Raw genomic sequence first — 21,775 nt, forward strand, 5'->3', positions numbered from 1 at the left:
TGCTTGCGATAAGCCAACCAGTACTCGAACGTGCCGTCCGATGGCTGTAGAATTACCGTCGTAATCGATTCGCGCGGCATCGAAAACTGCCCACGCCCCTTAGCTCAGTAGCAAAAAAGTTAACAGGTGCCGCACATCATGCCGCCTACAGAAGACGCCAGCCAAACTGAAATAACTTCAATCGGCCAGATTCTTGGGCATCAGTTTGCTGTGCTAGATGATGGCTTCGTAAGGGTTGTCGACTACATGGGGTCCGACGATTCGATCGTTCAAGCTGCCCGCATTTCGTACGGCGCAGGCACGAAGCGCGTCAGTGAGGATCGAGGACTGATTCGCTACTTGATGCGGCATAGGCACTCAACGCCATTTGAAATGTGTGAAATCAAATTACACGTACGCGTTCCAATGGACTGTTGGCGGCAGTGGATTCGACACCGAACGGCGAATGTGAACGAGTATTCGACAAGATACTCAGAGGCTATTGATGCAGCGCAGAAAACTGTTGCGAGTGATTGGCGAACTCAATCGTCCGTAAATCGTCAAGGTAGTGGCGAGCGACTCCCTGCCGAGGCCGGAAGCTTGCTGGCCGAGCGGGAACGTGAGCTCCACGAAATGGCTAGGGACGTGTATAACGAACGACTTGCGGCTGGCGTCGCCAGAGAGCAAGCTCGTAAAGATTTGCCGCTTTCAACGTATACTGAAGCATACTGGAAAATTGATCTTCATAATCTATTCCACTTTCTAGCTCTCCGAATGGATCCGCATGCGCAGCACGAGATTAGAGCGTACGCAGAATTGATAGGTCAAGAAATCGTGAGTAAGTGGTGTCCGCTCGCCTGGGAGGCATTCTTGGACTATCGCTTGAACAGCATATCGCTTTCAATGATCGAAGTGACTCTCATCCAGAGGATATGCGCGAATGATTCCGTCGGAGCTGTAGAAGCTTTGAAGGCCTTTGGTTTATTGGAGGTAGGCACGAATGGATTACTGCCTAATAGAGAGCGAGACGAATTGGAGTTGAAGTTTGATAAGCTAGGCCTAGCGAAGCCGTGGAGGAACTAAGGAGTTCGCTCGGCATTGAGCCATGGCGTTCAGTTGTGAACGAGCACGGTGATCAGCCATAGCTTTGGAGAAGACCTATGCTCGTATTACTATCGTCAGCATTCTCGCCTCGCTATCGGCACGATATCCTGCGGTGCGTTGCAGCACCACTGGAAGCTCAAATTCAATTCCGATACGACAAGCGCCATTGCAGTGACTCAAGCCTTACTTTGCTGCTAGGGCCTTCGCAGAGTCGAAGCGAGGAATGCGTCTTGATATGTTTCGTTGAAAGTGGTGTTAGCAGCGGGGTATTGCCTCTCGTTCCGGTGCGGCTGGCAACTGTGAAAGATGTCCGTGACTATGGAGGCACACTTACGATCGAGCTTTGTTTGAAGGAATTCGTTTTCACTAGAAGTGAGGAATTCACTCAAGCGGTTGTCACTTCCACGGGCGGTATTTCCCCAACAATGGTCGAGGGAGGCGCAGTCCAAGGGCGTTTCTGCTTTGAGGTCGACCGTGCGCGAGTTCTACCGGTGGCGAGTATCGGAGCACAGCTGACGGTGTGGTCGACCGTCGTCGAACAACTGCAGATGTCTTCTGCATTCAAAGACGAGCCGTACTTTTGGGTTCTTACCGGAGTTGTTGACCTTGGCGCAAATCGGACGTCGAGTGAAGAACTCCGCAAGTGGCCGCACTACCTAAGCTATTCGAATCAACAGGCTGTTGAGATATATCACTATCGTCCGCAGAAGTCCCAAGTGCCGCAGGGCGCAATTTCAATTGAGGCAGGCGGACCTGTTGTAGGGACGAGTCCTCCCACCCTTGAAGTCGACTCGCGCTATGATCTCAAGCGATGGTACTTCGGAACTACCGAACCAAGCTCAAAAGATCAGTTCGGATGGTTTCGGTTTCGCACGAATCAGGATTGGACGCTAGATTTGCCTGTAGCTCTCAAGAAATCCTGGTGGAACTATCCTCTAGCAGTTGCCTTGTGCGGTTCCTTTATTGCCTTGCCGCCTATAACTGCTTACGTGACTCAGCATTACCATGAGATTACTCTCAACTCGATCGATGCTCCACATTGGGGGCTGATAGTCAATGTTGGATTGAGTCTGGCCAGCGGACTTGTGGCCGCGGCCGTAGTCCTTGCGAGCCTTCCCAGACTGAGACCCTAATCGAGCCGATTCGCTGATTTCGAATTAAGCAAGAACGGAATGAGGACAAGATCGTCGACGTCACAATAACTGCACGCCAGCAGAGTCGGCGTGTTGAAAGTTGATGCCATACTAAGATGCGTGGCTCGCCCCGATCGCACCTAACTGTCAGAGAGGTTGTTATACGGCTCGGTACGAAGTAACAATTCGAGCTCACGGCGTTGCGCGTCAGTGAGTGAAGGCCATGCGACTATCAGATTCGCCAGCTGCGCGCTCACCTCGACCGGGGTGCAACAATAGGTGCAACTGTCCTTTCTCGCTTGCCCTAAGTCCCCGCTTGGCAACAGATTAAGCAACTCGGCCCGCAGAATCATAATCCGCGTGTCGGGGGTTCGAATCCCTCCTCCGCTACTTTTTGTCTCTTGCGAGCTCGATCGCTCCGCGTGCCCCGCAGTCCGGGCGCAACTTGTTTCGCTGCAATACATTTGGGGCAGCGATTCTCTTCCTTGCGACCGCCGAGTCGTCCTCTCTTCAGGCAGACTGAGGTCGTAAAGTGAATCCAATTTTGTCCAACCGCGCGCCCATCTCTCCCGAATTGGTCCCAGTTTGGAGCGCGGGTCCGTCAACAATTTACGATATTTTCGGCCTTACCAGAGACAGTCGGGTCGCCAAAAATACCTTTTGTAAGTGTGCATTTTCTGCAGTGATCTGCCAAAATGCGGCTGGAGACTTTTCGTCAGGCGGCGGCTGAGGATGGATCGAGGCCGCGCGCCGCCATTAAGCGCCCTTTCAGTTGCGATGCCGTTTGCGGGTAAAGTCGACGCAGAAGTGCGTTCATCACCCGCAGCGGAGAGAGTTGAGACGCGACTGGCGGGCGAGCACAGTTGATGGAGGAAGGCGGATGATGGAGAGATCCGATTCTTGGGCAGTACGTCAGCCGCAAAGTATCACGCTCCCTCGGCAGCTAGTTTTCGCGATTGCGCTGACGATCGTTTGGACTCCCTCGTTTGCCGCGGCGGGCGATCCGCCGGCTCCGCTCCGCGAGCGGATCGACCAGCTCCTGGCCGAAACCAGCGCCGGCGTTTCTGCTCCGCTGGTCGGCGACGCCGAATTCCTCCGTCGGATCTCGCTCGATTTGATCGGCGTCCCCCCCGCGGTCGAGGAGGTTCGCTCCTTTCTGGCCGACCAGAATCCCGCCAAGCGCGAAGCGGCCGTCGACCGGCTCCTTAACCATCCCCGCTACGCGCGCCACATGGCCGAAGTTTTCGACGTTCTGCTCATGGAGCGGCGTCCGTACGTGAACGTCACGGCCGACGAGTGGCATCAGTACTTGCTCAAGGCTTTCCGCGAGAATCGCCCCTACAACGAGTTGGCCAAGGAGATTCTTGAGGCAGACGGCGCCGAACCCCATCCGCGCGCGGCAGTCCGCTTCTATCTCGATCGTCAAGCTGACCCGAATCTGCTCACGCGGGACGTTGGGCGCATCTTTTTTGGGCGCGATCTACAGTGCGCGCAGTGTCACGATCACCCACTGGTGCTCGACTATCTCCAGGCCGACTACCATGGGCTGCTCGCGTTCTATAGCTCTGGAAGTGCTTTCGTGGCGCCCGCGCCCGACGGCAAAACGTACTACGCCGAGAAGGCGGGCGACCGACTGACGTTCGAGTCGGTCTTCGTCGAAGGGAAACACACGACTGGCCCTAAACTACTTGGGCTGACCGCGTTGGAGGAGCCCCCTCTCTACCCCGACGAACTCTACGTCGTGAAGCCCGCCGAAAATGTCCGGCCCGTGCCAAAGTTCAGCCGTCGCGCCAAGCTCTCGGAGATGTCGACGAATGGGACGAACCGTCCATTCAACGAGAACATCGCCAATCGCCTCTGGGCGCACATGATGGGGCGCGGGCTGGTGGAGCCGGTCGACTTTCATCACTCTGCCAATCCACCGTCGAATCCGGCGCTCATGCGACTGCTTGGCGAAGAGTTCGCGGCGAGCGGCTTTAACGTCAAATCATTCTGGCGAGAACTCGCGCTGACGCAGGTCTACCAACGTTCGATCGACCCGCCGCCCGATCCGGCCAGCTTCGCGCCGCTGGCTTCATCGCTGGCCGCCGAACTTGAACAACGGCTCCAACAGGTGCGGAGTTCCGCTCAGGCGGCCGACGAGGAGTATGACAAGGTCGCCGCCGAGTGCCTCCGTGTTGAGGAAGCCGCCGCGCCGGTGGTGACCGAACTCGACCAGGCGACCGCCGCCGCCGCCGAAACGGTGACGAAGTTCGACGAAGTCAGTCGTCAGCTTGAAGCGACTCAGACGCAATTCGCGGCGAAGACTGCCGTTTCGCAAACGCTGGCCGACGCCGTCGCCAAAACGCAGGAAGTCGCCAAAGCGCTTCCCGACGATCAGGAACTCGCCGCCGCCGCTCAGAAATTTGCCGAACGCCAGCAACAGATCGCCGCGGAGGTAGGTACGCTCGCCGCAGACGCTGAAACGAAGAAGGCGGCGGTGGCTGCCGCGGAGCAGTTAGTGACGACGACGCGATTGGGGATCGACGCGGTGCGTGGGAAGTTCGCCCCGCTCGCCGAGGAGATGAAGCAAAAAGATCAACTCGCCTCTACTGCGCGGGCGGCGCGCGTCGAGCAGGAAATGCTTGCGGCGCGGCTGGAGCAATCGCTTGCGGCAATCAAACAGCTCGCCGCACTGCCCCCGATCCAGGAGCAAATCGACGCTGCCGGCCAGAATGTGGCGGCGGCAGAGTCGTCGGTCACAGCGGCCGCTGCGGCGGTGGAAGCGCAACAGGCGGCGATCGCCGTCGGCGAACAGGCAAGGGCTGCCGTCGTCGCAAAAGCGGAACAGGCAACCGCGGCCATTGCCGCGGCGCAAGCGCAGCAGCAGCGCTGGAACCAGCTCATCGCGAACGTCACTGCCGCGATCGCCGAGAGCGAAGCGGCTCGGCAGCAGCTGCCCGACGACGCGAATCTTCAGCAGGCGGCCAACTCGCTCAGCGCGAAGCTCGCCGAGTTGCGAGCAGGCGAGGCGGTTCCGCAGCAACAGCTCGCTGACGCCACGGCGGCCGGGCAGCTGGCGCAGCAGGAGTTGGCCGCGGCGAACTTGCAGCAGCAAGCCATCGTCACCGAGCTCTCGCAACGCCAACAGAAACTCGCCGAAGCGCAACAACAGCTCGAACTGGCCCGGTTGGAGGTCGATCAGTGCCGGAGTCAGTTGAACGAGTCATTGGAAGGGTTGCAGACGGAATGGACGAAGACCTTTGCTATGCGGCCCCTCAAGCCGCTGACGCCGGAGCAAATGTGCTGGAGCATTCTCCAGGTGACCGGCGTTTACGACCGCTACTTGGCGGCCGAGCAAGCGGAGCTCGATAAGTCGGCGCCGCTCGCCGACGCTGACAAGCAGGATCCGGCAAAAGTTGCCGCGCGCGAATTGGAGCTGCAGCAGCGAGTTTACGACAAGCTCAAAGCAAATGTTGGATCGTTCGTCAGCCTGTACGCCCCTGCGGCAGGACAGCCGCAAAGCGATTTCTTCGCGTCGGCGAATCAGGCGTTGTTCGCCGCTAACGGCGGCGAATTCAACGGCTGGACCGCGCCGGCCGCGGCAAACGTCACCGAACGAGTCGTGCAGCAAACGGATCCCAAAGCCGCTGCCGAAGATCTGTACCTCACCATACTCAATCGCCTTCCCGACGAGGCGGAAGTTGCGGACGTGACGCAGTACCTGACGGCGCACCCGGAACAAAAGGCGGCGACGGTCCAAGAATTGGTATGGAGCCTCCTCACGTCGGCGGAGTTCCGCTTCAACCATTAATCCACGGTCGGTTCACGCGGCGTGGAAACGCCGTGAAAATTACGGAGCTGGTTGGCTCCGCCCTCGATGGAGGAGTGACGACATGCGACCCTTTTATGCGTGCGATACGGCCGAACATACGTTGGCCCGGCGGCAATTCCTCGGCGGCATGGCGGCCGCCGGACTCGGAACGATGGTCGGCGGCCTGAAGACGTTCACCCGACCAGCGGCGGCCGCGGAAATGGCTCGCCAGCAAAAACGCATCGTCGTGTTCAATATGCACGGTGGCTTGAGCCAGCTCGAAAGCTGGGACCCGAAGCCGGGAACCGCCACCGGCGGTCCCTGCCGCTCGATACCGACCAGCGTGCCGGGAATCCATATCAGCGAACTACTGCCCAAAGTCGCTCAGCAAATGCATCATCTGACGCTGGTGCGCGGCGTCAACACGGCCGAAGACGACCACGTCAAGGGCGCGTATCTGATGCTCACTGGTCGTCGTCAGACGCCGGCCGCGGACTATCCCCGCATCGGCGCCGTCGCGGCCAAGGCGCTCGCGCCCGCCGACGATGCCTTGCCAGGGCACATCGTGATCACCCCCGGAGGCGGCGGCGGTTCAGGCAACGACTCGGCCTATTTGGAACCGAAATATGCCAGCGTCGTCCTCGGCAACGGCAACCCGCCGATGCACACAACGCGGCCTGAAAGCGTCGCCGAGGCGTCCGACGCCGCGCGCAATGAATTCCGCCGCCGAGTCAACGAGCGGTTTCTCAGCCGTCGGCGCACGGCGATGACCGACGCCTACGCCTCTAGCTACGAGCAAGCGCTGCAGCTCATGGAGCGCCGCGAGGCGTTCGACGTCACCAAGGAACCGGCGAGCGATCAGGAGCGTTACGGCAAGTACGACTTCGGCCGCCACTGTTTGCTGGCGCGGCGTCTGCTGGAGAAAGGCGTGACGTTTGTTCAGGTCTCGCACTCGAATTACGACACGCACAACGAGAATTTCGACTTCCATCTCGAGCAGCTCGCTGAGTTCGACCTCGGCTTCTCCAACTTCGTCGCCGACATTGCCGACCGAGGCATGCTGGATAGCACGCTGATCGTCGTCTTGTCGGAGTTCGGCCGCACGCCGAATATCAATCTCTACTATGGCCGCGACCACTGGTCGAAGGCCTGGTCGGTGGTGATGGCTGGCTGCCGCACGCCGCGCGGATTCGCCTTTGGCGGCACCAATGCGGACGGCACCGAAGTCGTCGACGGCCAAGTAGATCACGGCAACCTGTTCCACACCTATCTCGAATCGGTCGGCGTCGATTCGGCCGGTTCATTCAGCATCGACGGCCGCGACCTGCCGATCGCCGATCCGGCCGTCGGGGCGATCAAGCAACTGCTGGTGTAACGAGCGGGCGGCTCACTAACTGGCAAACGGCGTCAGAGAGAACTACGATGACGGCAGCGCTCGACATTAAACAGGCTCACATCGTCTCAGAGTTGGCTCACGATCGCCCGTTGATTTCCTGCCGCATCGAACCGCAAGGGCGTTACGTCTTCGCGGGCGCGGAAGACAACTCCGTGCAGCGCTGGTCGCTCGCCGACGGGGCCAAGACGCCGCTGATCGGGCATGACAGTTGGGTGAAGGCGATCGCGTTCTCCAAAGATGGCGAAACGACGATCACCGGCGGCAGCGAAGGTCGACTGATCTGGTGGCCGACCGCCGCGGAAAAGCCAACTGAAATCCGCCGGATCGACGGTCACCAGGGTTGGATTCGCGCGCTCAGCGTCAGCCCCGACGGCACGCTGCTGGCCTCGGTCGGAAACGACCTGTCGGTCCGAGTATGGAACGTCGCCGACGGCAGTCTCGTGCGGGAGTGGCCAGCGCACGAACGGTTTATTTACTCTGTGCTGTTCCACCCCAGCGGCGAGTTCCTCCTCACTGGCGATCTGGTCGGCGTCGTCAAGCAGTGGAACGTCGCCACCGGCGAATTGGTGCGCACATTCGACGCCAAGCCGCTCCACACGTACGAAGGAGGACAGCAGGTCGACTTCGGCGGAGTTCGCACGCTTGCCGTCAGCCCCGATGGCAAGTATCTCGCCGCGGCCGGGCTCCACAAGGCGACCAATCCGCTGGGCGCCGTGCACGAACCGCTCCAACTGCTCTGGGAGTGGGAGAGCCAGACGCTGGTGCGCTCCCACATTGCCGAGGGAATCACCGGCGGCGTCCTCTGGCGGAGCGTCTACCTCGCCGATCAAACGCTGATGGGTGCCTGCGGCGGCAGCACGGGCGGCTTCCTGCTCTTCTGGAAGCCCGACAACGATAAAGACTTTCATCGCTTCAAGTATCCCGTGCTCGTCCGTGATATGGACCTCCATCCCGACGGTATCCGCGTCGCCACCGCCCACCATGACCGGAATGTGCGCATCGTGAGTCTCTCGGCGAAAGTGTGACCGTTTGCCGCCACAATAACTTCATCGGGAGAATGCGAACTCGCATGAACCGTAGAACCGCCGGCCCTCCGCTTCTCACGCTCTTCCTCGCCATCGCCGTCCCCGCGATCGCCATGGCCGAGCGTCCCGACCCGCCCATCCGCGATCCTCACGCTCCCGGCTACGTTGACGCGGTCGAACTCCCCGACGGCGAAGTCCCGCCCGCCGACGTTAACGGCAATTTCATCATCGGCCCAACTCATCCGCCGGCCGTCGAGACGTCTGAGCACCCCGACGTCCCTCGCGGCCGCGTGATCGAACTGACGATGAGCTCGGTCGATAGCAAGATATATCCCGGCATCGCGCGCGACCCCAATACCTTCGGGACCGTCGATCCCCAGGACCCGGCAAAGCTCGTCATCACTACGAGTCGATCCGCGCCTTACGTCCGCCGCGTTGCGGTCTACGTCCCAGCGCAGTACGTCGCCGGCGCGATCGCTCCCTTTATCGTTGGCGCCGACGGGCCTGATCCGCTGTTGTTTACGACGCTCGACAACCTCATCGCCGCTGGTCGCGTTCCGCCGCTGGTCGCCATCTCGATTGGCAACGGCGGCGGCGACGCGCAGGGAAGCCAGCGCGGTCTGGAGTACGATACGATGTCGGGCCGCTACGCCGAATTCGTCGAGACCGAGGTGCTGCCGTTGGTCGAGGCGAAGTGCAAGGTGACGTTAACCAAGGATCCTAACGCCCGCGCCACGATGGGCTGCAGTTCCGGCGCATCGTGCGCAATGATCATGGCGTGGTACCGTCCCGACCTTTATCGCCGCGTGCTCAGCTATTCGGGGACGTTCGTCAACCAGCAGTGGCCCCCGAGCGATGAAACGCCGCACGGCGCCTGGGAGTTTCACGAGCGTTTGATTCCCGCTAGCCCCGCCAAGCCGCTGCGCATCTGGATGGAGGTCAGCGACGACGACCTCTACAACCCCAACGTCATGCGCGACGGCATGCACGATTGGGTCCTCGCCAACGAGAACATGGCTCGCGTCCTGGCGGAGAAGGGTTACGCATATCAGTTCGTCTTCGCCCGCAACGCCAAACATTGCGACGGAGCCGTCAAGCGGCAAACTCTTCCTGAGGCGCTCGAGTGGCTTTGGAAAGACGATGCGCTGCCGGACGCGAAGCGCTGATCGCTCACGGGCGCTCGGCCGTCCGTTCTCCGTCGATCTGCTCCACCGTCACCAGGCCGACGTCGATGTACTGCCCGCCGGTCGTCTGCTCGCAATGGACCGCGAGCGTGTTCCCCGTCGGCTTGAGCGACGCCAGCGCCTGGTCGCGAATCGGCAGCGTCTCATACTGCCCGTTAAAGCCGCTGCACGTCGCGGCCAGCACGCCGTTGAGATACACCTGGGCGTTTTCGTCGTGATAAATGTATAGCTGCAGGCGCCGTACGTCGGGCGCTGCGGTCAGATCGAACTCTCGCCGCAACCAAATCTCGCGAGTCGTCCATTCTGCGCCAAGCCGGGCTCCCGGCGTCTGCCGACTGCCGAATCCCGCCTTTCCTTGGCGCCAGGCGCTGGCATCGAACTCTGGTTCCTCCCAACCGGCGGCCGGCTCCTCTGTCGTGAATCGCCACGTCACCGGCTGGACGTCGGCTGCCGGCGCCACTGTCGTGATCTTCGGCGGCGCTGGCATCGGCGCGAAGTTCTTCGCCTGCGTCTGGTCGCGTCCCGCGTATTTGCGCCACAGTTTCTCGTTGTAGAGCATTTGCAGAAAAACGCCGCCGACGACCGGCCGCGCCGTGAAGCCGACCTTGCGGCCATTGTCGGATTTGTACCAATCGGTCATCGGCGAGCGGTCGGGCGACTCATTAAGGAAGCGATAAACGGGGCAGACGAGCGCGTCGAAGTCCTCACGGTCCTGCGTTAGCGTCGCCGTCCACAATATCCAATCGAGCTTGGTGTAGACGTTGCGGTTATCGAGCGGCAACCCATAGGCGTTTTGCGACTTCAGATAAAAATCCATTTCCCGCCGTCGCACGGCGTCCGGAAAGAGATTCAGCCCGAGCAGCTTGTCCCACACCAAATTGTACTTCTGACTCCACGTTCCGGAGCGATCGAACGTCAGGCGAAAGTGGTCGCCGTCGTCGGCTTCCTGTACCCAGCGTGCGGCATATTCCTCGGCAACTTTGCGATACGCGGCCGCCGCTTCGTCGTCGCCGCGCATCTCGCAAAGCTGGGCGTACGCCCCTAGAGCACAAATGGCCTTCGCCGACAGGTTGACGTTGTGCGCCAGATGCCCGGCAAAGTCGTCGGTGCAGAGCTGGTTGGGCGGATCAAACCCCTGCTGCTTCAAGTACTCGGCCCACGCCGAGAGTTGCGGCCAATACTGCGAAGGGTAGTCGGCGTTGCCCTCCATCTGCGCGAGCGCCGCCATCAACAACAAGAGGTTGCCGCTTTCCTCCACGGGCATCTGATTCTCTTCGGTCTTCTCGCCGCCGCCGTAAACCTGGCCATTCGCCTTCGGATAAGTCCCCAGGTCGTGCGGCGCGAAGGGGAATATCCACCGTTCACTCGCCGCATAGTTCATAAACGGCTCCAGAAACGACTTCGTCAGCGACGGGCCAAACAGCAGAAATTGCGGAGCCATCGGGTAGAAAACGTCCGAAGTGGCGATGCAGCCATTCGAGTGATTCTCCTTGCTGAATTGCAGCGGCTGCCCGTTGGCGTCGGCGACGAACTTGCCGGCGGCAAAACATTGGCGGTACGCCAGCGTCGCAACCGCAGCGTATTCTTTGCCTCCCGCTTCGAGCAGATCGTGGCCAAGCTCGGCGTCGAAGTCGTCGCAACGCTTCATAGTCGTCGCGTAGTCGCGGGCCGCTTCCGTCAGTAGCCCCGCGGCGTCGAGTCCGTTCCGTCGCCAGTAGGGACGCAGCTGCCGGTGCATGTATTCGATCGAGTAGAGATCGTCGTACGCGAGCACGAGCCACCGCTCCACTGGCTCCGAACCAACCTCCAGCAAGTCAAACGCAATGGCGCCGGCCAGCTCGGTTGCGCTGTTGGCCTCGATCGGAGTCTGCGGCGCGGCTGGCGCGCCGGCGCCGCCCGCGGCAAACTCATCGCGCAGCTTTGCAGGCTCGCCCAGCATCGACGCCCCGTCGAAGCTGTTCGCTGCGAGATACAGGTAGCCCCAATCGATCCGCAGGTCGTCCCCTTTTCGCCGGAGGACCGCCTGCTCCTGCGATCCTAGCCGCACCGCCGACAGCCCCTCGATCGCTTCCAAATTCCCCGCGACCGCCTGGCCAGGAACGTTTACCGTCAGTTCAGCCGACGCTTGGAACAGTAGCCGCACCTCGTGTTGCTTCCCATCCCCCGACTGCGCTCGGTAAGTCACGTAAGTAATCGGCCGCGACAACAGATCGACGTCTTCCGGCAGGGCCGGCGTCGTGAACCCGACGCGCAGCTGCACGCGGTGCCCGAAGAATTCGTATACCGTCTGCGTCGGCGTGATCGTGACGCCGGTTTGCTCCAGCGCCGGAGCCGACGTCGGCTCCGTTCCCATCAGGCGATAGAGCTTGCCGTCGATCAAGGCCAGACTGGTCAACCGATGCGGTTTGCCGGTCCAGTGGACCGTGTCGGCGTCACTCAGCCGATCGGCTGGCGACCAGATGCTGAAATAGGGGTCGCACGCCACGAGCGGCGTCGCGGGCGCCGCCAAGGGCCGCGCGTGCAGTTCAGCGGCCGTCGCCCGCGGCTTGGTTTCTTGAGCGTGAACCGAACCGACCAGAAACGCCAGTGCCGCCGCCGTCAACAAGCCACGCATAGCCGCCGCCAAAGATTCGAGAGGGGTGATCGAGTCCACACCCTTCAGGATTCGCTTCGACGCGCGTCGAATCAATGAGATCCTTTGGCGCGACGGCGCGAAATGGTTTCGCGCGGACAGCAGACGAAGCAACGAATATCTAGGGCAATTTGGCTGTTTTTGGCGGCATCACGCCGCAAAGTCTCAATTCCCTGGAGAACCATGTTCAATTGCTTCGGCTACTCTTGCGGCCCGTTCTCGCAGCTTTGGCTGTTTGGCCGCCGCTTTGGCGACCCGCAGCGATTCGGCATTGGGGTAACGTTCAAGCACTGCGAAGACCAGCTCGCGTTCGTCGTCGCGCTGGGCCGCTTCCAGCGCCGCGGCACACATTTCCGCACGCTCCGCCTCCGACATCTTGAACTGCCGCGCGAGCCGAATGTAGGAACGCAGCGCCCGCACCTGGTACTTTTCTCCCTTGGCGTTCTTCGCGAGATCAAGCAAAAGCGGCGCCGCGTCAACTTCCATCCAGTTGCCCAGAGCGCGCGTTCCGGCATCGAGCACTTGATCCTCGCCGTCGTTCATGGCGTTCCCCATCGCCTGGAGAGCATTGCCGCCGCCGACTGCGCCAAGAATATCGACGATCTGCGCCTGCGCCGCCGGTGACGCATTGGCGATTGCCTTCGCCAGTTCCGCAGCACAGGCGTCTCGATCGGGCATGCGAACGCTCGCCGCCTTGAGTGCGCGCCACGCAACCGCGGCGTCGCTTGGATCATGAGCCGTCAGGCACTGCTTCACCAGCAGCGGCAGTTGCTCCGCCGAAACCGTTGCCCCGAGCGCCGCCAGGGCGGCGTGCCGCACGCCGGCGTCAGCGTCATTCAGCGACGAAGTCAGCGCGTCGATGGCATCGATTCGGCGCTTCCCCACCAGGTTCAGCAAGATCGCCAATTTTTTTCCTTTAGCCGTCGGCACGAGCTCGACGAGATGGCCGTTGACCCGATCGCCCGGCATCTCCGCGAGCGCTGTCGCGGCTGCGAGGGCGACGTCGGCATTATCGTCGGCGGCCGTCTGCAGCAGTGCGTCGACGTGAGACGCATCGTCGGCACGAGCCAGCAGTCGAATCGCCGCCAACTGCATCGAATCGTCGTCGCTCACTGCCGCCGCAAGAATCGCCGGCGCTTCGACCGCGTCTCGGCGGTCTGCCAGGGCGTAGATCAACAGCGCCGCGCGATCGGCGGGCGCCGTTTCCAGTTCCTTCACGAGCGTTTCAGCCACTTTAGCGCCCGCGAGTTCCCGCGCCGTGCCGAGCCCCAGCTGCAGAAACTTCTTATCGTCGCTGCGCAGTTGCTCGACGAGCAATGGAATCCCCGCGTCGCCGCGAGCGAGAATCGCTCCGCGCGTTGCTTCCAACTTTCGTTGCTTCGGCACGTCGGCGGCCCGGGCTTCGTCGTAAAGCGTCGCAGCTTCATCCGCTTTGCCCGCGGCCAGCAAATCCTCGGCGGCCAGTACCAATCCCAGGGCGGCCGCGTTCCGTACGGCCCCCTTCTCATTCTTGATCGCGCTGCGCAGCGCGCCGATAGCTTGCTCGCCGCCGGTCTGACCTAACGCCCAGGCGGCGGCGTCGACCAGCTCCGCATCATTCGACTTGATCCCTGTCGCCAAAGCTTCCGCCATCAGCGGCACGGCCGCATCATCGCCGCGGACGCCGAGTGAGTTGATGGAGCCAATCGAGAGATTGCCTTTCGTCTTTGCCAGCGAATCACGCAGCGCCGCATCAGCGGCCGAATCGTCGATCGCTTCGAGCGCTATCCGCGCCCACGAGGCAAGTTGTTCATCTTCGAGCAACGGCGCCAGCAGCGACACGGAATCTTTCGTTCCGAACACCGCCAGCTTCTTACAAGCAATCGCCTTCTCCGCCGGCTGCCCTGTCTTGAGAACCTCAATCAGCTCCGCCTCGTTGGTATTAAACAACTCATCAGCCGTTGCCGCAGAAATAGCTAACAACGGCAAGGACACTGCCAAGACACGAACGAGTTGCATCTGAATCGTCATGACTAAATCTCTCCAAGACTGGAGTAAGTGTTCTAATATTTTCTCTCTGCGTTCTTCTTTGCGCCCTCGCGCCTTGGCGTGAGACAATGTTTTTGTAGATCTCACGCCAAGGCGCGAAGACGCAAAGGAAACGCAAAGAAATGCAAATGAGAGTGTCAGTTAAACAGCCGACTAAATCTGCCACGGCTCCCGCAGCGCTTCCGAACGCAGCCGGTTCGCTTGCTCGTCGCCCACAAACTCATGTTTCGCGAGGTCGTACTTCAACGACCGATTCAGGGCCAACGCGATGTTCGTGGCGTGGCAGGCGATGTGCGCAAAGCAGGCCGCCTCGGCGTTCCCTTTCGGTTGGCTGCGCGTCTTCACGCAGTCGAGGAAGTCGCGCACATGGAACGTCGCCGGATAGCCGCCAATCTCCGCCACTTCGCGACCTGCCAGGAGTTCCGGCGAGCTCAGCACCAACTTGCCACTGTCGCCCGTTTCGACCCAACCTGTTTCACCCTCGAACCGCACCGGGCATGAGCCGAGCGGCATCCACCCCTCTTCGCGGAAGATCAGCTCGACGCCGTTCGCATACCGCGCGACGATCTGCTTGTTCGCCGGCGGATCGTATTCGACCGGCGCCTGCCCGTCGGCGTCGACTGCCCATTGGCAGAGGTCGACGCAGTGCGAACCCCACTCCAGCACGCCGCCGCCGACGAGGCCGCCGCCTTTCTCGAAGTTGAACCCGTCGAGCAGCTTCTCGTTGTACGGCCGCCACGACGCCGGGCCGAGGTACATATTCCAGTCGACCACCTTCGGATCAGGCGTCGATTCCGCCGGCAGCCAACCGCTCATCAGCGCCGACATCCCAGCCGGGTGAGCGTAAACCCGCTTCAGCTTGCCAAGCTTCCCCGTGCGGGCCAGTTCGCAGGCAAACGCGAAGTGCGGCAGATTCCGCCGCTGCGTTCCCACCTGGAACACGCGCCCGGTGCGCCGCATCGTGTCAACAAGGTTGAGGCTCTGGGCGATGTTCTTCGTGCACGGCTTCTCGCAATACATGTCCTTGCCGGCGCGAGCCGCGTACATCGCCGCCGTCGCGTGCCAATTCGGCCCGGTGGCGATCAGCACCGCGTCGATGTCGTCGCGACCCAGCAGCTCGCGGAAGTCGCGATAGGTGTCGCAGTCTTGATTGCCATGGTGCTCGTCGGCGATCTTCTTCACGGCATCGCGGCGCGCTTGCTTCACGTCGGCGACCGCCAAGAACTGCACGTCGGGCTGCTCCAAGAAGCAGCCGAGGTCGTATGTGCCGCGATTGCCAATGCCGATGCCGCCGACGGTGATCCGCTCGCTCGGCGCCACTGCTCCATCCCGCCCCAATGCCGAGCTGGGGATGATGGTCGGTGCGGCGACGGCGGCAACCCCGACGGAAAGCGCCGTCTTCAAAAAGCGGCGACGATGAAGTGTCGTCTTGGCGGAAGACATGGAAAGACTTCTCCTAAGATTGACGGAGAGTTATGGTGAAGCACTGCGGGTCCCTGGCGAACCCGCTGAACGCGACCACGAGACAAAGGCGGAAAAGTGCTGACCGACGCCATCCGGACGCATGCTTGCTCAATGGCGGAACGCGCCGCGCAGCTTCGATCAGGGCCGCCCGTTATTCTAACAGATGGCGCCGCCCGCGACATCATGTCGCCAATATCGCCGGAAGAACCGTAATAACGTTGGCGCCAAACTGAACCCTTGCGCGAACTCTCACCCAATCTCCTCTTCATCCGGGCGGACGCGATCTATGAGACTTCCTACTCATACCCGTTTGATGCTGATTCTCGCCGCGTGGAGTTCCGTTTCCGCGCTCGTTCTCGCCGACGAATTCGCCGACTATGGCGCCTCGCTGAGCAAACGCCTTGGCCTCCAGGCCACCGCGCTCGAAGTCGCCGGTAAACGCGCGTTCGTCATACTGCCCGCCGCCGAAAAACAGCAAACGCCCCAACCTTGGATCATGTACGCTCCGACGCTCCCCGACTACCCCGACCAGCACGAAGCCTGGATGCATCGCCAATTCGTCGAAGCGGGGATCGCCGTCGCCGGCATCGACGCGGGCGAAGCCTACGGTAGTCCCGATGGCTGCCAAGCGCTGAGCGCCCTCTATCAGCAACTGGTCGAGCGCCGCGACTTCGCTCGCCAACCTTGCCTGCTTGGCCGCAGCCGGGGCGGGCTCTGGGTAACGAACTGGGCGGTCGACAACCCCGAGTTGGTCGCCGGCATCGCCGGCATCTATCCCGTCTTCAATCTGCAAGATTACCCGGGACTCGCCAACGCGGCCCCCGCCTACCATCTCACGGAGTCGCAACTCCAGCAGCAGCTCGCCGAGTTCAATCCGGTCGCGCGCCTCCAGCCGCTCATCGCGGCGCGCACGCCGATGTTCATGGTCCACGGCGACGTCGACGACGTCGTGCCGCTCGCCACCAACTCAGCGGCCGTCGCCGAAAAATTCCAGTCCGCCGGCGCCGGCGATTGCGTGACCATCAAAGTGATCAAAGGCCAAGGACACAACTTCGACGAGTCATTCTTCAAATGCCAAGAACTCGTCGACTTTGCGACCAAACAAGCTCGCGAAGGGGCACAGCCTTAAGTGTTTAGAGGCCCGCAAGTCTCTCGCAGAGGCGCAAAGGCGCAGAGATTCGCAAAGAAAATCAAATCAACAAAGCAAGGAGAGAGAAGAGGATAAGACAGTGGGTCGCCGTCTGCCTTCTTTGCTTTCCTCTGCGCCTTTGCGCCTCTGCGAGAAACTAAAAAGCCAAGCCAACTCAAGCAACCAACTCCCCAATCACCTTCCCCCCGTTCGCAATCTTCATCGGCCGCCCATTGCTCGCCGTGAAGACAGTCTCTAGCGAGATTCCCATCGCCCGGCAGACGGTCGCCATCAGGTCCTCGCTGCTGTACGGCTCAGTCGTCACCGCCGTGCCGTCTTCGTTGGTCGTCCCGATCACCTTGCCGCCCGGAATTCCGCCGCCCCCCAGCACCACGCTCCAGCTGCGGGCCCAGTGATCGCGCCCCGCATTCTCGTTAATTCGCGGCGTCCGTCCGAATTCACCCATCCAGAGGACGAGCGTGTCGTCGAGCAATCCCCGCTGGTCGAGATCCTCCACCAGCGCGCTCATCGCCTTATCAAGTTCCGGCAGTTTCGTCTCCAGCGTCGTGAAGCAATTCTGATGCAGGTCCCAACCCCCCAGCTGCACCTCGACGAACGGCACGCCCGTCTCGACCAGCCGCCGCGCCATCAAACAGCCGCGACCAAACCCGGTCGTGCCGTAGCGCTCCTTCATCGCCGTCGGCTCGCTGTCGACCTTGAACGCCTCCATCTGCTGGCTCGACATCAGTTCGACGGTACTCTTGAGCACCTTCGCATGCTCCGCCGCCGCGCTGCCGCGGTTCTGGTCGATGAACCGCCGCTCCAGCATCCCCAACAATTGCATCCGGTCGCTCATCCGCGCCTTGTCGGCCGGCGTGTCGAGATCGCGCACACGCCCGTTCGAGTCGACCTGAAACGGCGCATACGCCATGCCCAGGAATCCCGGCCCCTCGCTTGCCCCGCCAACCGAGACGAACGGCGGAATCTCCAGCGCTGCGGTCTGCGCCGCCAACTCATAAGCGACGACCGATCCGTATCCCGGATGAATCACGTTCGGATTCGGCACAAATCCGGTGTGGAGGTAATATGTCCCGCGCGTGTGGTCCGCCTCGCGCGTGCTCATCGACCGCACGATCGACAAGTGATCCATCTGCTTCGCCACCATCGGCAGCAGCTCGTTGATTTGCCCCGCGCCCGCCGTCGCGATCGGCTTGAACTTGCCGCCGGTCGTCGCCCCCGGCTTCATGTCCCACATATCGATCGTCGGCGGCCCGCCCCCCATCCAGAGCAAGATGCATGCCTTATGATCGCGCTTCAACGCCGCCGCATTCGCCCGCAACGAATGCGTCAGCGCCAGCGCCGGCCCCGCCAGCGCCGAAGCCCCCGCCAAATGCTGCATAAAGTGCCGACGAGACATCCCGCGAGGAGTGGTGAAGTTCATGGTCAGTTGCGAGTTACGAGTAGCGAGCGAATCCCGAACCCTGTCACCCTGAGGTACTCCGAAGGGTCCGGCCAGCCTACCGACCCGCTTACCGAATTCCTCGGAGTACCTCGGAATGACAAGGTCCTACAAACTCTAATGGATCAAAATAAACTCATTACTATTCAGCACCGCCCACCACACGTCTTGCAGCGTCTCGACGACGTTGCCGTACCGTGCGGCCAGCAGTTCATTGCAAATCTTCGTCTCGTCCTTCCCCGGTGGCCGACTCAGCGCCGCCAGGTAGAGATAGTTGATCTTCTCCCGATCCGATAACTCGGCGTCGTTGGCAACCTGGTCCAGAAACCCGCCGCTATCCGCGCTGCAGGCGCGTCGCACCAGTTCGCCGTTCATCATCGTCAGCGCTTGCGGAATCGAGCCGTTGAAGCTTGTCGATTCGGTCGCCTCGTCATTCCCGCTGGCCGTGGCGAACTGCTCCAGCCAGCGCTGCTTCAGCAGCTCGCGGTCAAACTTCTTCATCCCCGCGTCGGCCCGCGTCGCGGTCAGCAGCGACTCGTACAGCTGCTCCGGCGCCATCTGCCGGATGTAAAATCGGCTGAACTGCGGCGGCCGACCCAACTCCGGGTCGTCCTCCTTGTTGCCGGCGCCAATCTCGCTGCTCAGTCCATACGCCTCGCTCAGGGCGATCCAGCGCATCAGCTGCTTCATGTCGAAGCCCGACGCGCGAAACGCCTTCGCCAACTCATCGAGCAGTTCCGGATGCGACGGCGGATTGTGCGAGCCCATGTCGTCGACCGGCTTCGTGAACCCATACCCCAGAAAGTGGGCCCACATCCGATTCACGGCCGCTCGCTCCAGTTCCGGCGCCGCGAGCATCAGCTTCGCCAGCTCGTGCCGCCGATTCACCTGCGTCAGCCGTCCGCTGTTGCCAAACTCCGGCCCCTGCTCCGCAAACAACTCCGCCAGCGTCGTCCCGTCGACAAACGCCGGGTACGCCACCTGCAATTGCCCGTTCCGCAGCTCGTAGAACAACGGCGCCGAATAAAGTTCCCCCTGATCGCGATCGACCAGCTTGCCGTCCCTCATCTCCAGGTAGATCTCGCGGCGATTGTCTCGCCCCAGCATCTTTCCCTCGCCGGCGATGTCGACGTCGCTCAGCGTCGCATCCCGCCGCGGGTTGTCGTCCCCCATCCGCTCGACGTCGACCCGCGCCTGCCGAAAGAAGGCGTTCAGCTCCCAAAACTGATTCTGCCGATGTTCGTTGAACGGGTGATTGTGACATTGCGTGCACTGCACGCTCATTCCCAAGAAAACCTGGGCCGTTTTCGCCGCCGCCTGCACGCCTCCCTCGTCGAGCTTCTCGACCAGAAAATTAACGGCCCCGTTATAATCCTTCATCCCGGGCCGCGCGTCGCCGGTCGCGGTCACCAAGTCGCGCACCATCAGGTGGTACGGCTTATTATCGGCAAAGCACTGCTCCAGGAAATCCATCATCCCCGGACGGCTAGTGAGCGATTGCCGATCGGTCCCGCCGGTCCGACCAATCAGAATATTCGTCCAGATCGTCTTCCAATTGCGGGCATAGTCATCCGCATACTCGGAGCCGAGCAGTCGCTCGACGAGCTCCGCCCGTTTGGTCTTGGAACTGCGCGACAGGAACGCGTCGAGCTCTTCGACCGTCGGCGTCCGCCCAATCAAGTCGAGATATGCGCGGCGGCACCACTCCCCGTCCGTCGCCTGCCGCGAGGGGCGCAGATTGTGCGCCTTCCACCCGCTGCGCACCGCGGCGTTGATCTTCGCGACGACGGCATCAGCCTCGGGCGCCACGTCGTACGCGTCGCCCTCCCCGCCGCTTGCCGGCTTCGCGACAGCCCCAGCATCCTCGCCAACGTTCAACTTCTCCGCCGCATAGCCCGGCGACATGAACGCTACGGCGCCAAGAAACAGCATCGCGATCGCCCCGCAGCCGCAGAGCAAATGGCGCAACGCCAGCGATCGAACGCATCGGGCCACCGTCATGAAGCCCCCGAAAAGAATCAGCCCGCCGTCGAACGACGGCTCAAGCACCCATTCTAAACCAACTCGCGATTCCGCCCTAATCGTCAGCCGATGCCCGCGCGACATCGCTCTCTATCCCCAGGCTCCGCCTGGGGATAGCCCCGCCAAACGACCCTCCACTCCAGAAACACTCGCCTAACCGCAAAAAACGAAGCATGCTCGGCCCCCACCTACTGAGGCCGAGCACGCCCCATTGGCCACTCCACCGCCCGACTCCACCATCCACGTTTCCCCTCGATTTGCGACTGTTGCAAAAAGCCTCATTTGTTCGATTTTGCAACACTACAAAAGAACAGGCGAGCCTGGGATGCCTTTTGAGGTGCTTCCCAGACTCGCCTGCTGTGGGGTCCGTTCGATCTTCCTGCCGCAACTGACCGGGAGGGTTGCCAGTCGCCGCAAACTCTTGCCTCTTAACCGATTACGGATCCCCTCGCATGCCTCTTTTCGCCGGCCCCTTGCAAAACTCTTCTCTGTTTCGGCCCCGGTCGGTCGCGTTCCGGCGCGACCAACTGCCGCATGCTCGGGTGGCTGTGGCAACGCACTATATGCAATCAGCATGCCGAAGGTGGAGAGACCCCTTCTTGGGTCGTGGTCCAGTAAGTGTGCAGCCCCGGAATCCGGCGCTCTAGAGACGTCGCAAGGTGTCAATCGTCTTGCCACATGGGCAAGACACTAGCGACGATCCGTTGCGAGATTGAACGTGAAGAGTTTCACCGCAGTACTGACACTGCTGGTCGATCTGCAGGCCGTTTTCGTGCTCCAGCCAAGCAGCAATGATGGCCCGCGCCGTAGGCGTTGCCTCACGACCCTGAAGGATTTCGGCTGCTTCGGCGTCGATTTCATCGCGAGTTAGGGCCATATCTCGGACATTCTAACAGCCTGGCCGCCAGTTGCATTCCCGCGCCGGCGGTTAGAAAAAGCGGGTCGTAGCCCTTGGGGTTGCCTCGATCGCTGCGACCCCCATTCTGGCACCCTTCGCACAACGGTGGATCGCCAGTCGGCGGAGTCTTCCACCAACCTTCGCAGTTCATGCAGATGAACCGGCGCGAGTTCCCTAGCACGGCTTGCAGGCCGCCACTATCGATGGCGTATCCCGCTTCTCGCAACGATTTTTCAGAGCAACCGTCAAGAGATTCCATGCCCTTAGGACAATCGCCAGCCCACGAGGTTCTGACCCCGGCCGGGAGGCTGGGGGCTAGGGGTGGCACACACTTAATGTCACACCACCCCTTCTGAGGTAGTGGGGTCGTAAGTGTGCAGCAAGGCGGCGCTGGCGCTATACTTCTGTCACTACAACTTTTGCCGCAAGCATCGCAGCTTGAAGGGACAGACGACCGCCATGGCGCACGGATTGGCAACGGAAGTCTGGAGCGTCCGTGATTTGCTCCAGAAGATCAGCTAGCGATTGT

General features: G+C 61.4%; 14 protein-coding genes. 9 read left to right on the forward strand and 5 right to left on the reverse strand.

The window, feature by feature from the left end:
- Positions 1–126 precede the first annotated feature (126 nt).
- The 6 genes from thyX to I41_RS02430 all read left to right on the forward strand — a co-directional run bounded on the left by thyX (position 127) and on the right by I41_RS02430 (position 9,596).
- Positions 127–1,062 carry an FAD-dependent thymidylate synthase gene (gene thyX, locus I41_RS02405; protein WP_210421096.1) on the forward strand — a complete coding sequence of 312 codons (936 nt, stop codon included), beginning with the start codon at positions 127–129 and terminating at the stop codon, positions 1,060–1,062.
- 251 nt (positions 1,063–1,313) lie between these two features.
- On the forward strand, positions 1,314–2,216 hold the full coding sequence (locus I41_RS02410; RefSeq protein WP_145430536.1) for a hypothetical protein: 903 nt from the start codon (positions 1,314–1,316) through the stop codon (positions 2,214–2,216).
- An 883-nt stretch (positions 2,217–3,099) separates the two neighbouring features.
- Complete coding sequence (locus tag I41_RS02415) at positions 3,100–6,009, forward strand: DUF1549 domain-containing protein (RefSeq protein ID WP_168206623.1); 2,910 nt, start codon at positions 3,100–3,102, stop codon at positions 6,007–6,009.
- Positions 6,010–6,091: 82 nt separating this feature from the next.
- A complete protein-coding gene (locus I41_RS02420) occupies positions 6,092–7,384 on the forward strand; it encodes a DUF1501 domain-containing protein (RefSeq protein ID WP_145430539.1) in 1,293 nt (430 codons plus the stop codon).
- 47 nt (positions 7,385–7,431) lie between these two features.
- Positions 7,432–8,430, forward strand: coding sequence for a WD40 repeat domain-containing protein (locus tag I41_RS02425; protein WP_145430541.1), 999 nt, complete (start codon positions 7,432–7,434; stop codon positions 8,428–8,430).
- A 44-nt stretch (positions 8,431–8,474) separates the two neighbouring features.
- Positions 8,475–9,596, forward strand: coding sequence for an alpha/beta hydrolase (locus tag I41_RS02430; protein WP_145430543.1), 1,122 nt, complete (start codon positions 8,475–8,477; stop codon positions 9,594–9,596).
- 4 nt (positions 9,597–9,600) lie between these two features.
- Here the strand turns inward: I41_RS02430 and I41_RS02435 are convergent, their stop codons facing one another.
- The 3 genes from I41_RS02435 to I41_RS02445 form a co-directional block, all read right to left on the reverse strand.
- Entirely contained in the window at positions 9,601–12,228 is a 2,628-nt protein-coding gene (locus I41_RS02435) for a glutaminase family protein (protein WP_145430545.1), read from the reverse strand.
- 183 nt (positions 12,229–12,411) lie between these two features.
- The gene (locus I41_RS02440; RefSeq protein ID WP_145430547.1) at positions 12,412–14,256 is read right to left on the reverse strand and encodes a HEAT repeat domain-containing protein; all 1,845 of its coding nucleotides are present in this window, start codon (positions 14,254–14,256) and stop codon (positions 12,412–12,414) included.
- Positions 14,257–14,427: 171 nt separating this feature from the next.
- Entirely contained in the window at positions 14,428–15,717 is a 1,290-nt protein-coding gene (locus I41_RS02445; RefSeq protein WP_145430550.1) for a Gfo/Idh/MocA family protein, read from the reverse strand.
- A gap of 307 nt (positions 15,718–16,024) precedes the next feature.
- Between I41_RS02445 and I41_RS02450 the strand changes: the two genes are divergently transcribed.
- On the forward strand, positions 16,025–16,867 hold the full coding sequence (locus I41_RS02450) for an alpha/beta hydrolase family protein (protein WP_145430552.1): 843 nt from the start codon (positions 16,025–16,027) through the stop codon (positions 16,865–16,867).
- A 175-nt stretch (positions 16,868–17,042) separates the two neighbouring features.
- Here the strand turns inward: I41_RS02450 and I41_RS02455 are convergent, their stop codons facing one another.
- Positions 17,043–18,308, reverse strand: coding sequence for a DUF1501 domain-containing protein (locus I41_RS02455; RefSeq protein ID WP_145430554.1), 1,266 nt, complete (start codon positions 18,306–18,308; stop codon positions 17,043–17,045).
- Positions 18,309–18,443: 135 nt separating this feature from the next.
- Positions 18,444–20,432, reverse strand: coding sequence for a DUF1549 and DUF1553 domain-containing protein (locus I41_RS02460; RefSeq protein ID WP_246133788.1), 1,989 nt, complete (start codon positions 20,430–20,432; stop codon positions 18,444–18,446).
- Between the two features lie 634 nt (positions 20,433–21,066).
- Here I41_RS02460 and I41_RS26960 point away from each other — a divergent pair.
- Together I41_RS26960 and I41_RS26965 are read left to right on the forward strand one after the other, a co-directional pair.
- Positions 21,067–21,219: a hypothetical protein gene (locus I41_RS26960; RefSeq protein WP_168206624.1), complete on the forward strand. Its 153-nt coding sequence runs from the start codon at positions 21,067–21,069 to the stop codon at positions 21,217–21,219.
- A 399-nt stretch (positions 21,220–21,618) separates the two neighbouring features.
- Positions 21,619–21,768, forward strand: coding sequence for a hypothetical protein (locus tag I41_RS26965; RefSeq protein ID WP_168206625.1), 150 nt, complete (start codon positions 21,619–21,621; stop codon positions 21,766–21,768).
- Positions 21,769–21,775: the final 7 nt, after the last annotated feature.

The organism is Lacipirellula limnantheis (assembly GCF_007746075.1).
GTDB lineage: Bacteria > Planctomycetota > Planctomycetia > Pirellulales > Lacipirellulaceae > Lacipirellula > Lacipirellula limnantheis.

Coding starts and splice junctions, on each gene's coding strand:
- I41_RS02415 (WP_168206623.1), top strand. CDS start 3,100: ATGGAGAGATCCGATTCTTGGGCAGTACGTCAGCCGCAAAGTATCACG.
- I41_RS02420 (WP_145430539.1), top strand. CDS start 6,092: ATGCGACCCTTTTATGCGTGCGATACGGCCGAACATACGTTGGCCCGG.
- I41_RS02425 (WP_145430541.1), top strand. CDS start 7,432: ATGACGGCAGCGCTCGACATTAAACAGGCTCACATCGTCTCAGAGTTG.
- I41_RS02430 (WP_145430543.1), top strand. CDS start 8,475: ATGAACCGTAGAACCGCCGGCCCTCCGCTTCTCACGCTCTTCCTCGCC.
- I41_RS02435 (WP_145430545.1), bottom strand. CDS start 12,228: ATGCGTGGCTTGTTGACGGCGGCGGCACTGGCGTTTCTGGTCGGTTCG.
- I41_RS02440 (WP_145430547.1), bottom strand. CDS start 14,256: ATGACGATTCAGATGCAACTCGTTCGTGTCTTGGCAGTGTCCTTGCCG.
- I41_RS02445 (WP_145430550.1), bottom strand. CDS start 15,717: ATGTCTTCCGCCAAGACGACACTTCATCGTCGCCGCTTTTTGAAGACG.
- I41_RS02450 (WP_145430552.1), top strand. CDS start 16,025: ATGAGACTTCCTACTCATACCCGTTTGATGCTGATTCTCGCCGCGTGG.
- I41_RS02455 (WP_145430554.1), bottom strand. CDS start 18,308: ATGAACTTCACCACTCCTCGCGGGATGTCTCGTCGGCACTTTATGCAG.
- I41_RS02460 (WP_246133788.1), bottom strand. CDS start 20,432: ATGTCGCGCGGGCATCGGCTGACGATTAGGGCGGAATCGCGAGTTGGT.